General features: G+C 70.9%; 11 protein-coding genes. All 11 read left to right on the top strand.

Going from position 1 to position 12,149, the window contains the following annotated elements; genetic code table 11:
* Positions 1-20 precede the first annotated feature (20 nt).
* The 11 genes from ACN27F_RS25175 (at position 21) to ACN27F_RS25125 (ending at position 12,097) form a co-directional block, all read left to right on the top strand.
* Positions 21-1,316, top strand: coding sequence for a DegT/DnrJ/EryC1/StrS family aminotransferase (locus ACN27F_RS25175; protein WP_421437550.1), 1,296 nt, complete (start codon positions 21-23; stop codon positions 1,314-1,316).
* Positions 1,316-2,155 carry a transketolase gene (locus ACN27F_RS25170; RefSeq protein WP_421437548.1) on the top strand — a complete coding sequence of 280 codons (840 nt, stop codon included), beginning with the start codon at positions 1,316-1,318 and terminating at the stop codon, positions 2,153-2,155. Before ACN27F_RS25175 ends, ACN27F_RS25170 begins: the two co-directional genes overlap by 1 nt.
* Entirely contained in the window at positions 2,152-3,117 is a 966-nt protein-coding gene (locus ACN27F_RS25165) for a transketolase family protein (protein ID WP_421437546.1), read from the top strand. The genes ACN27F_RS25170 and ACN27F_RS25165 overlap by 4 nt, the downstream gene beginning before the upstream one ends.
* On the top strand, positions 3,114-3,287 hold the full coding sequence (gene lysW, locus ACN27F_RS25160; protein WP_421437544.1) for a lysine biosynthesis protein LysW: 174 nt from the start codon (positions 3,114-3,116) through the stop codon (positions 3,285-3,287). The genes ACN27F_RS25165 and lysW overlap by 4 nt, the downstream gene beginning before the upstream one ends.
* Positions 3,284-4,336, top strand: coding sequence for an N-acetyl-gamma-glutamyl-phosphate reductase (argC, locus tag ACN27F_RS25155; RefSeq protein WP_421437543.1), 1,053 nt, complete (start codon positions 3,284-3,286; stop codon positions 4,334-4,336). Before lysW ends, argC begins: the two co-directional genes overlap by 4 nt.
* Complete coding sequence (locus ACN27F_RS25150) at positions 4,333-5,184, top strand: [LysW]-aminoadipate kinase (RefSeq protein WP_421437541.1); 852 nt, start codon at positions 4,333-4,335, stop codon at positions 5,182-5,184. Before argC ends, ACN27F_RS25150 begins: the two co-directional genes overlap by 4 nt.
* A 6-nt stretch (positions 5,185-5,190) precedes the next feature.
* Entirely contained in the window at positions 5,191-6,447 is a 1,257-nt protein-coding gene (locus tag ACN27F_RS25145; protein ID WP_421437539.1) for an ATP-grasp domain-containing protein, read from the top strand.
* Positions 6,448-6,603: 156 nt separating this feature from the next.
* Positions 6,604-7,620: a hypothetical protein gene (locus tag ACN27F_RS25140; protein WP_421437537.1), complete on the top strand. Its 1,017-nt coding sequence runs from the start codon at positions 6,604-6,606 to the stop codon at positions 7,618-7,620.
* A gap of 475 nt (positions 7,621-8,095) precedes the next feature.
* Positions 8,096-10,987, top strand: a complete 2,892-nt coding sequence (locus ACN27F_RS25135) for a BTAD domain-containing putative transcriptional regulator (RefSeq protein WP_421440432.1) — start codon at positions 8,096-8,098, stop codon at positions 10,985-10,987.
* Between the two features lie 142 nt (positions 10,988-11,129).
* Positions 11,130-11,309, top strand: a complete 180-nt coding sequence (locus ACN27F_RS25130; RefSeq protein WP_421437536.1) for a hypothetical protein — start codon at positions 11,130-11,132, stop codon at positions 11,307-11,309.
* A 74-nt stretch (positions 11,310-11,383) separates the two neighbouring features.
* A complete protein-coding gene (locus ACN27F_RS25125; protein ID WP_421437534.1) occupies positions 11,384-12,097 on the top strand; it encodes a response regulator in 714 nt (237 codons plus the stop codon).
* The last annotated feature ends 52 nt before the right edge of the window (positions 12,098-12,149 follow it).

Genomic DNA, 12,149 nt, shown 5'->3' with positions numbered 1-12,149 from the left:
ACCAGCCTGAGAGGACAGTGATGAACAAGCTCGCAGCGTTAGGCGGTACCGCTGTCGTGCCGCGGCACCTGCGCCACGTGCAGTGGCCGCTGGTCGAGGAGGAGGACCGCAAGGCCGTCCTCGACGCGCTCGACGGTGCCCGGCTCGTCTCCAACTCCGACGGAGCCAACCCGGTGTCCGCGTTGGAGTCGCAGTGGGCGCGGCATTTTGGTTTTGACCACTGCGTCGCGGTCTCCACCGGCACGGCCGCGCTGTCGCTGGCCCTCGCCGCGCTCGGCGTCGGTCCCGGTGACGAGGTGATCGTGCCGGCGCTCAGCTTCATCGCCACCGGGCTCGCGCCCGTGCACCAGATGGCCGTTCCCGTCTTCGCCGACGTCGATCCGGTGACATTCAACCTCGACCCTGATGACGTCGAGCGCCGGATCACCGAGCGGACCGCGGCGATCATCCCCGTGCACCTGCACGGCGCGCCCGCCGACATGGACCGGATCCTGGACATCGCCCGCCGGCACGGCCTCGCCGTGATCGAGGACGCCGCACAGGCCCCCGGCGCGACGCACCGGGGACGGCCGGTCGGCGGACTCGGCGACGTGGGCGCGTTCAGTCTGCAGGCCACCAAGAACATTCCCACCTGCGGCGAGGGTGGGCTGCTGGTGACCGGGAACGCCGAGCTCGCCGCGACCGTACGCCGGGGCCGGCAGTTCGGGGAGGTCATCGAGGCCGGGCAGGATCGCGACTACGTTTCCCACGGCCTCGGCTGGAACCACAAGATGAACGCGATCCAGGCCGCGTTCACCAGCTCCCAGCTCGCCCGCTTCGACGGGTACGAGCACGCGCGGCAGCAGAACATCGCCCGGTTCCTCGCCCGGCTCGGTGAGCTGCCCGGCCTGCGGATCCCGGTCGCGCGGGCAGGTACCACGCACGTCTGGCACATTCTGCGGTTCCGCTTCGACCCGGCCGCGTTCGGTCTCGACGGCGTACGGCCCGAGGCGCTGCGCGCGACGCTGCGCCGGTTACTGCGCGCCGAGGGCGTGCCGATATCGCAGTACCAGCTCATGCCGCTGCCCGACCAGAAGGTGTTCGTCGACCGCGTCGGCTTCGGCAGCGGCTACCCCTGGACGGTGACCGGCGCGACCCGGCCGCCGGCGGGCGAAGGCCATCCGGTGGCCCGCGCGGTCATCGCCGACTCGCTGACCCTGCAGAAGCGCCACCTGCACCCGGAATCGGGTGACCTGCTGCAGCGCTACGCGGACGCCTTCGAGAAGGTGTGGGCCAACGCCGACATGGTGGCCACGCTCACGGCGGGCGCCTCGTGATGCCCGCCGCCACGGCGACCCGGGAGTCACTCGCCCCGGTCGCCGCCCGCATCCGCTCGCACGTCGTCGACATGTGCGCCGGCCCCGAGGGCGGCCACCTCGGCGGCGCGCTCTCCGCGACCGAGGTGCTCACCGCGCTCTACTTCTCGGTACTGAACGTCGATCCGTCGCGGCCCGACGACCCGCAACGTGACCGCTTCCTGCTCAGCAAGGGCCACGCCGCCGTCGGCCTGTACGCGACGCTGGCCGAGCGCGGCTACTTCCCGGTCGAGGAGCTCGCCGACTACGGGCGGCCCGGCACCCGGCTGATGGGTCACCCGGTGCGGGTGGTACCCGGCGTGGAGATGCCGACCGGGTCGCTCGGTCACGGGCTCGCGCTGGCCTGCGGGTTCGCCCTCGCTGCCCGGTACGACCGCCGCACCTCACGCAGCTTCGTACTACTCGGCGACGGCGAACTGCAGGAGGGCTCGGTGTGGGAGGCGGCGATCGCGGCCGTCACACTGCGTCTCGACCGCCTGGTGGCCGTCGTCGACCGCAACGGACTGCAGCTGACCGGCGCGACCCAGCGGATCGCGGCGATGGAGCCGCTCGCCGACCGGTGGCGCGGGTTCGGCTGGTCGGTGCGGGAGGCCGACGGTCACGACGCCGATGCCCTCGCCGCGCATCTGGCCGCGGCACCGTGGGAGCCGGGCAGGCCGAGCGTGCTGATCGCCCGCACGGTCAAGGGGCACGGGCTGCCGTTCCTCGCCGGACGGGCGGCCAGCCACTATATGACGCTGTCGGAGCGCAACCACGCGCGGGCCACCGCCGCGCTGCACGCGACGGACGCTGTCCGATGAGCCGCGCGACCGCCACGCCGGGCCGCGCCACCCGCGATGCGTACCGGGAATCCCTGCTGCCGCTGTTGGCCCGCCATCCCGAGCTGATCTGTCTGGACAGCGACACCGGGCTGTTCGGTACCGAGTTCGCCGCCTGCGCCGGTGAGCAGTACCTCAACCTCGGCATCGCCGAGCACAACCTGATGGGGATGGCCGCCGGGCTGGCCGCGTCGGGGCGAGTGCCGTTCGTCAACACGATGGCTGCCTTCGCCACCTCCCGCGCCCTGGAGTTCATCAAGATCGACATCGCGTACAACCGATTGCCGGTCCGCATCATGGCCACCCACGGTGGCTTGGCCGCCGGCCACCTCGGCCCCACCCACCAGGCGCTGGAGGACCTCGCCGTGCTGCGGGTACTGCCGGGGATGACGGTGGTGGTGCCCGCCGACGCCGCCGCCACAGAGGCGTTCGTCGCGCAGAGCGTAGGCCTGGACGGGCCGCTCTACGTCCGGCTCGGCCGCAAGGCCACCCCGCCGCTGCCCGCCGCCGCCGCTCCGGTCATCGGGCGGGCGCAGACGCTGCGGCACGGCGGCGACGTGGTGCTCGCCTGCTGCGGGCCGTACCCGGTGCTGGCTTGCCTGGCCGCCGCCGACACCCTCGCCGGGCGTGGCATCGAGGCCACCGTGCTGAACCTGCACACGCTACGGCCCTTCGACACCGCGGCGCTGGTGGCCGCGGCGGGCCCGGCCCGACTCGTCGTCACCGTCGAGGAGCACTGGCGCGGGGGCGGTCTGGGCGGCGCGGTGGCCGAGACGCTGGCCGAGGCGGCGCCCACCCGGGTACTGCGGCTCGGTATGCCCGACCAGTTCGTCGACACCGTCGGCAACCATGAATACCTGCTCGACCAGTACGGCATCACCGCCGAGCAGGTCGTCAACGCGGTGGTAACCGCGCTCTCTCCGGAAAGGACACAGGTCCGATGAACGCCGTACAGCTCTGCCCGAAGTGCGAGGAAAAGGTGCAGCTCGGCGACGCGCCTCGGCTCAACGAGATCGTCGAGTGCCCGAGTTGCCGCAGCGAGCTGGAGATCATCTCGCTGACACCGGCGGTTCTCGCGCTCGCTCCCGAGGTAGAAGAGGACTGGGGCGAATGATCCGCGTCGCGGTGGTCGGCGCGGCCGGCTACATCGGCGGTGAGCTGCTGCGGCTGCTCCTGAGCCACCCCGAGGTCGAGGTGGCCGGCGCGGTGTCGTCGCGCTTTCCCGGCCGACGGGTCGACGGCGTGCACCCCAACCTGCGGTCCGTCACCGACCTGGTGTTCCGCACGGCCGACGAGGTGGACGGCTGCGACGTGGTCTTCCTGGCCACGCCGCACCGCACCGCCATGACCCAGGTCGGTCGGTGGGCCGGGCGGGCCAAGCAGGTCATCGACCTGACCGCCGACTTCCGGCTCGACGACACGGAGGTCTTCCGGCGTTACTACGGCACCGAACACACGGCGCCGCACCTGCTCGGCGACTTCGTACCCGGTCTGCCGGAGCTGCATCGGGACGCCCTGCGCACGGCCGACCGGGTCAGCGTGCCGGGCTGCATGGCGATGGCGGGTGTGCTCGCGCTCCTGCCGCTCGTCGCCCGGGACCTGATCGAACCTCGGGCGCAGCTCGACGCGCGTACCGGATCGAGCGGGTCCGGCGCCACCGCGGGCAACGCGAACCTGCACGCCGAGCGGAGCGGGGCGATGCGCGTGTTCGCCCCGACCGGGCACCGCCACGAGGCCGAGATCTCCCGGCACCTCGGCATTCCGGTCGCCATGACGGCGACCGGGGTCGAGGCGGTACGGGGGGTGCAGACGGTCGGGCACGCCGAGTTGCGCCCCGGTGTCGACGAGTTGGCGGTGCGCCGGGCGTTCCGTGAGCAGTACCAGGACGAGCCGTTCGTCCGGGTCGTCGCGCACGACCGCGGCACCTATCGCTACCCCGAGCCGAAGATCCTGCTCGGCTCGAACTTCTGCGACGTGGGGTTCGCGGTCGGTGCGGGACGGCCGCGTCCGCCGGGTCGACCCCACAGCGGCCGACTCACCGTCATCGCGGCGCTGGACAACCTCATGAAGGGCGGCGCCGGCAACGCCGTGCAGTGCCTCAACATCCGCATGGGCTGGCCGGAGCACCTCGGCCTGTCCTTCCCCGGTCTGCATCCGGCATGAGCGCCGCAGCGCTGGTCGTCGTCAAGTGCGGCGGGAACCCGGCCGTCGACGCGGACGCCATCTGCGCCGACGTGGCCGATCTGGTCCGCGCCGGCCGTTCGGTCCTGCTCGTGCACGGCGGCTCCGGGGCGATCGCAGACCTCGCCGATCGGCTCGGTGTGCCGCACCGCACGCTGGTCGCCCCGGACGGGGTGACCAGCCGGTACACCGACCCGGCGACGATGGAGGTGGTCACCCTGGCACTGGCCGGCGGGGTCAAGCCTCGGCTCGTCGCCGGCCTGTCCCGGCTCGGTGTGCCCGCGGTCGGGCTGACCGGCCTGGACGGTGGCATGCTGCGCGCACGCCGCAAGTCGGCCGTGCGGGCCGTCGTGAACGGGCGGACGACGCTGGTCCGCGACAACCTCAGCGGCCGACTCGGCCGAGTGCGCACCGCCCTGCCGCAAACCCTGCTGTGCCGCGGTTTCGTGCCGGTCGTGTCGCCGCCGGCGATCGACGAACACGACCAGCCGGTCAACGTCGACGCCGACCGGGTCGCCGCGGCGCTCGCGGCGGCCCTCGGCGCCAGCCAGCTGGTGCTGTTGACCGGCGCGTCCGGGGTGCTCGCCGACCCGGCCGACGAGGGTAGCCTGCTGCGCACGTACGAGGTGCCGGCGACCGGGGCGCCCGGCCGGTTCGCCGGCGGCGGCATGGCGCTCAAGCTCGTCGCCGCCCGCGAGGCCCTGACCGGTGGGGTGGGGTCCGTGCGCATAGCCGACGGTCGGGTGTCCGAGCCGGTGCGGCGGGCGTTGAACGGAGCCGGGACCGTGGTCCGGCTCTCAGACATGATCCCGTCTCTGAAAGGGGCGTAGCTGACGATGTCCACAAGTCTGCGAGTGGCGCTGGTCGACGCGTACTCGATGGGGCGCCATCTGCTGCCCGTGCTCGGCCCGCTGGGGGTGGAGTGCGTGCACGTGCAGTCCCCGGCCCCCGACGTGCACCTGGCCAAGCTACCCGTCCCCGACGGCTTCGCCGCCGGCGTGCGCCACACCGGTGACCTCGCGGCCACCGCGGCCGCGCTGCGCGAGCAGCGGGTCAGCTTCGTGATCTCGGCCGGGGAGTCCGGCGTGGAGCTGGCCGACCTGCTCAACGCCGAGCTCGGCACCCCGGGCAACGGCATGAGCCGGCCGAGCTCACGGCGCAACAAGTACGACATGGTGCGGGCGATCCGCGACGCCGGTCTCGACCACGCGGCGACGATGGTCTCCGCCGACGTCGACGAGGTCATCGAGTTCGCCGACCGGACCGCCGGATACCCGGTCGTGCTGAAGCCGGTCGCCAGCTCCGGCACCGACAACGTGGTCGCCTGCTCGTCACCGGAGCAGATCCGCGCCGTGCACGAGATGATCCTGACGAGCGCCGATCGCCACGGCAAGCCCAACACCGTGGTGCTCGCTCAGGAGTTCCTCGACGGCGACGAGTACTTCGTCAACACGGTCAGCCGGGACGGGCGGCACCATACCGGCGAGATCTGGCGGTACTACAAGATCCGGTCGGCGGCCGGCAACATCGTCTATGACTACGATGAGCCGCTCGCGCCCGAGGACCCGGTCGCCCAGCGGCTGGCGGCCTACACTCACCAGGTTCTCGACGCGTTGGAGGTCCGGCACTGGGCCGCGCACACCGAGGTGATGATGACCGCCCGCGGTCCGGTCCTGGTCGAGTGCGCCGCCCGCTTCGGCGGGGGTCAGGTCCCGCCGCTGAACAAGCGCTGCTTCGGCACCAACCAGATCGAGATGTTCGCCCAGGCACTGCTCGATCCGGAGGGTTTCGACCAGCTGCCGACCATGGCGTACGAGCTACTCGCGCACGTCCGCGACGTCTCCCTGATCAACTCGCTGGATCAGGGCATGGTTCCGTCGCAGGAGACGCTGGCGGAGATCCGGTCGCTGCCGTCCTACGCGCACACGCTCATGGCACACCCGGAGGGCACCATGATCCCCCGCACCATCGACGTCGCCACCCAGCCGGGCTGGATCTTCCTGGTCGCCGAGGATCCGAAACAGATACAGGCCGACTACGAACGCCTGCGTGAGATAGAACGCGACTACCTCTACTCGGCCGAGCCCAAGTAGGAGGACGGCCGTACCGAGCCCAGGTCGCTCACGCCGGGGCCCGGCGCCTTCCTCGCCGTCGGCCGAAAAGCTCGCCGTCGGCCGAGAAGCAAGTGGGCAAGTGGGAGGGAAGGTAAGGGAAACGGGACGGGAAGGACGCACTGCACAGTGACGTTTATGCGCGCACAATCCCCGAGAAATCCACGGTTCAGGCTGCTGCTGGTGATGCCGGGTCACCAGCTCGCTCGAAAAGGAGCCGAGCTCGGTTTCCGTATCTGGTCGATCTGGGATCCGTCGCGGCTCGACGCCGACTTCGCGCCCCGCGTCGAAGAGGTCTCCGAGGAACTGCTGCTCACCGACTTCTCTGACGAGATCGCACTGTGCGATGCGATCGCGCGGACCGCGCGGCGCCATCGCATCGACGCCGTGCTGCCCTGCGGACAGGGCAGTTCCGTGCTGCCGGTGACCCGGGCGGCGTGGCAACTGGGGCTGTCCCCGAACCCGGCGGTGGTGTACGAGCGGCTGCAGGCCCGCGAAGCCGACGATGAGGTCCCTCGGGAGACTCCCCGGGTGAGCGTCGAGACGCTGACGGTGGACGGGATCCACACCGTCGTGGGCATCACCGCGCAGCGCACCACGGGACCACCGCACTTCCTCGTGACCGGCTACCTGCATCCGGCGCCGTTGACCGACGACGAACGGACGATCATCGAGCAGGCTGTCAAGGAGCGCCTGACGACGAGCGGATACCGGTTCGGCCCGGCCCACACCCAGGTGGCGCTGCTGCCCCACGGGCCGTGGATCGTGTCCTGCCAGGCGCACCTGGGCGCCGACCGTATCCCCCTGCTCATCGAGATCTCACGTGGGTACGACCTGGAGTCGGCGGTCTTCACGGGCCTGCTGGGCGCCCGCCCGGTTGTGCCGAACGCCGTCCGGTACGCCGAGGTAGGCTTCTTCCTGCTGCCGGAGGGACGCCTCGAGACGTTCACCGGAACGGAGGACATCGCCGTGACCCCGTGGGTCCACGGAGCGCGTTTCCCGTACACGGCCGGCGACTGGGTGGCACCCGTCGGCGACCCGCGCGCCCGGCGCGCCTATGTGGTCGTCGAGGGCGAGACACCGCAAATCACCGGCGAAAGGGTCGCCAAGGCGCGGCGGGATCTCGTCGCCGCCATCCGGCCGGCCACCGCATGACGCGCACCGGACGGCCGGGACCGCAGGTGAGCCGCCGGAGCGGTTGCGGTCGCGTTTCGTGCGCACGCAGACCTGGCAGCACGCGGGCCGGTCGCTGTCGGCACTGGTCCGCGAGATCCCGAAGCCGCCACCAAGCCCGAGCAGGCTGGCTCCACCAACGCACCCGGCTCAACCGACGGTATTCCCTGGCCAACTAGCAAATGGCGGCTGCCGTCGTAGAATGAGGCGAGGCGCGGGGGAAGGGACGCCAACAGGAACATGCCTAGTGCGTGTTCTCGGCGAGAGGATCCATGCTCGCGGGCGCATATCCCCAGCTCATCGCTGCCGGGGAGGAACGGTGCGACCCGTGACGTCGAGATCAATTGAAGAGGACGCAGGCTTCAGACCGGGATTCTCCGTTCTGGGATCCCTGGAAGTTCGTAGCGGCAGCGCCCTCATATCGATCAACGCCGCTCTGCAACGGCGCGTTCTCGTGATGCTGCTTCTGGAGGCCGGGCGCGTCGTGCCCGTCTCCCGCCTGGTGGCGGCCGCCTGGGACGCGCAACCGCCGGACAGCGCCGAGCACCAGGTACGCAAGACGGTCGCCAAACTACGCAGCCGCATTCCGTACGGCCCGGACATCATCGTCACCGACGGGCTCGGATACCGCGCCGTCGTCGACGCCGGCCACCTCGACCTGCTGCGCTTCCAGAAACTGCTCGGACAGGCCAGGGCGGCCCTGGACGAGGGGGACACGGAGCGGGCCGCCACACGGTTCCGCAAGGCGCTGGCACTGTGGCGGGGCCCGGTGCTGGCCGGCGAAGGCGGCCGGGTGGTCGACGCCGCCTCGACGGCTCTGCAGGAACAACGGCTCGCCGCCGCCGAGCAGTTCTACGAGCTGTGCATCGACGCCGGCGAGGCCGCCGGGATCACCAGTGAGCTGCGTGTCCTCGTCGAGGAGCATCCGCTGCGCGAGACGCTGCGCGGCCGGCTGATGCTCGCCCTCTACCACTCCGGCCAGCAGGCCGCCGCGCTCGACGAGTTCGCCCGTGCCCGCGGGCACCTCGCCGACGAACTGGGCATCGACCCCAGCGCGGAGCTGACCGAACTGCACGAGCGCATCCTGCGCCAGGACCCGTCGCTGACCCGTTCCGAGCGCACCGTTGCCCGGGTCCCGCGGCAGGTGATCGAAACCCCGCACGCGCTGCCGTTCGACGTACCCGACTTCTCCGGACGCGGCTGCGAGCTGGAGTGGATCCGCGATGCGGCCCGGCGTGCCCCGGAGGGTTCGCCGACGGTCCTGGCCCTCGACGGCATTGGCGGCGGCGGCAAGACGGCCCTCGCCATCCGGGCCGCGCATCAGCTGGTCGAGCAGTATCCGGACGGCAGTCTCTTCATCGACCTGCACGGCTTCACGCCGGGTCAGACGCCGCTCAGCGCGTTCAAGGCACAGGGTGACCTGCTCGCCGCCGCCGGCATTCCCAGCGACGAGCTGCCCACGGTGCCGGCCGGGCGTGCCGCGCGGTGGCAGTCCCACATGCGCGGCCGTCGCATGCTGCTGGTGTTGGACAACGCCGCCACCTCCGAGCAGGTACGGCAGCTGATCCCCGCCTCGTCCGACAGCCTGGTCCTGATCACCAGCCGTCCGCGGCTAACCGGGCTCGACGGCGTCGAGTGGCTCTCCGTGGGCGCCCTTCCGGAGCTGGACAGCCATCAGCTCCTGCGCAGCACCCTCGGTGCCGAGCGCGTGGAGAAGGAGCCGGAAGCGGCCCGTGAGCTGCTGCGGCTGTGCGGGGGTCTGCCCCTGGCGGTGCGGATCGCCGCCGCCCGGCTGGCGAACCGTCCGCACTGGGCGGTGGAACGGCTCGTCGAGCGGCTGCGCAACCACGACCGGCGCCTGGACGAGCTCACCAGCGAGGGCCGGGGGGTGGCGAGCGCGCTGCTGCTGTCGTACCAGTCCATGCCGCACGAGCAGCGAACGGCCTTCCGACTCCTGGGCTACCACCCCGGACGCTATCTGGACGTCGAGGAAGCCGCCGCGCTGCTGGACACCGACGTTCTCACGACCGAGGACGTCCTGGAGGAGCTGGTCGACGTACGGCTGCTGGAAGCTCGGGAGCCGGGGGTCTACGCCCTGCACGATCTGGTGCGCAGCTTCGTGCAACGGGTCGCGCAGGGACAGCGGGCGCCGGAGGACGGGCGAGCGGTGCGACGGCTGCTCGATCACTACCTGAGCACGGCGCAACGCGCGTGCGACCTGCTGTTCCCCGGCCGGCGTCACTTCGGCGACGGCGAGGAGCAGAGCCAGTCACGCGACGACTTCGACCGCAGGGAGGAGGCGCTGCAGTGGCTCGACCAGCACCAGGACAGCCTGCTGAAGGCGGTGGACGTCGCGTATCACGAGGGACTGCTGTGGCACGCCGCGCGGCTGCCCCGTGAGTTGGGCTTCCACTCCAGCATCAGAGCCTACGACGCCAGCGCGAACGCGGCGTTGGAGAAGGGCGTCAGCGCGTCACGTCAGCTCGGGGACCTGTCGTTGACCCGGCTGAACCTGATGAATCTGGCCATGGGCAAGTGGCGGCTGGGGCAGTTGAGTGAGGCGGTCGCCCGGCTCGAGGAGGCCGTGGAGCTGGCCCGGCAGATGGAGGATCCGCACAGCGAGGCGGAGTGCCGGGCCCGGCTGGGGCAGGCGTGCAACAGCCTGGGAGAACTGGAATACGCTCTGCGGCTGTGTCAGGAGGCCAACGCGTGTGCGCGCAAGCTCGGCTTCACCCGACTCGACGGCTCGTCGTTGAGCACGCTCAGCCTGGTTCAGGTGCGGCTCGGGCATTTCGCCGAGGCGGTGGAGTCGGCGCGGCAGGCGGTGGCCATCTTCGACTCGATCGAGGAGATCCAGCTCTCCGTGGACGCGTTGAGTAATCTCTCCCAGGCGACCGAGCGTCTCGGCCGTTTCGCGGAGGCTCTCGACTGGGCCGACGCGGCGCTGGAACGGTGCCAGCACATGAACATGCTCTCGGTGCTGCCGCTCGTGTTCGCCCGCCGGGCCGACGTTCTGGTGCGCTTGGGAAAGCTGGACGAGGCGGCGGGCAGCGTCGACCACGCCCTGGCCAGGGCCACCAGCAGCACCGACGATATCCACCGAGCCGCCGTGCACCTTTCGGTCGGTCGCGTCCGGTACGCCCAGGGTGACCTGGACACAGCGCAGGCTCAGCAGCTCCTGGCCCACGAGATCGCCTGCCGGATGGAGCTGCGCTACGACGAGGCGTGCGCACTGTGGGCCCTCGGTCGCACCGCCGAGGCACAGGGGCAACCGCAGGTGGCCCGGCGGCACCGCATGGCGGCGGACCACCTCTTCTCGCTGATGAAGGTTCCGCAGTCCGCGCGGTGAGTCGAAGGCTGCGCGGTTGGACCCGCTCGCCGGCCGACCCGCAGCACGGGGATCGGTGGGGTGCCCAAACGGGAACGGGCCGGGATCGCTGATCGGGAACATCGATGATGTCGAAACGATCCGCCTTCACAGGAGGTCACTGATGCGCCTGATCCCTGCTGCTACCGCCGCCTCCGTTCTCGCTCTCGGGCTTCTCCTGGGGGGATTCACCGCCTCCACCGACGCCATCACGCCGGGCACGGACCAGCAGCGCACAGTCGCCACCGACCCTTCGCCGAACGTGCCTGTGCCCGGGCAGACCGACAACAACGGTAACGGCTGAACAGGTGAGCGGTAACCACTGGCTGACGCGGCTCACGGGTCCGACCACCGGCATTCTTCCTCGGGGGGAACACCATGACGATTCGGGTACTCATCTGTGACGAACTACCCGTGATCGCGGATGGTCTGAAGATCATCCTCGACGCGGTGCCGGACATCGACGTCGTTGGCACGACGCACAACGGCATGGAAGCCATCATTCTCGTCCGCACCAAGCGACCCGATGTGGTGGTCACGGATTTGAACCTCCAGACCATCTCCGGCCTCGAGCTGATCCGCAGACTCGACAAGGAGGACGAGCCGCCCAACGTCGTGGTGTTCACCTCGTCCGACGCCGACAAGACGGTGAGCGACGTGCTGCACTCCGGGGTGAGCTGCCTGCTCGACAAGGGCGCCAGCCTTCAGGAGCTGATCACCGCGATCCAGGCGGCGGCCGCCGGGCAGACCATGCTCGCGCCGAGCATCGCTCGGCGCCTGGTCACCTGGTTCCGTGCACAGCCCGAGCCCCAGGGAGCCGCGGCATGCCCGGAGGCGATTGAGCTGACCCCGCGGGAACGGGAGGTAACCAGGATGGTGGCGCGCGGTATGTCCACCGAGGAGGTGGCCCGCGAGCTGATCATCGGCGAGGCCACCGTCCGCACCCATCTCTACCGGGTGCGGACCAAGCTCGGCGTCCGCGACCGGGCCGAGCTCGTGTCGCTGGCCTACCGGACCGGGCTCATCCGCCCGGCCGGGCAGCCCTTCGACGCTGGCCCGCTCCTGCCGTCGAGCAGCCAGTGGGCAACCTGACCGGCCACGGAGGCAACGGCCGGCGGGTGTACGAGGTCGGGGTCGGCACGGC

Origin of the sequence: Solwaraspora sp. WMMB335 (assembly GCF_049179075.1) — a bacterium.
Lineage (GTDB): Bacteria > Actinomycetota > Actinomycetes > Mycobacteriales > Micromonosporaceae > Micromonospora_E.
This window is presented reverse-complemented; position numbering and strand designations above follow the sequence as displayed.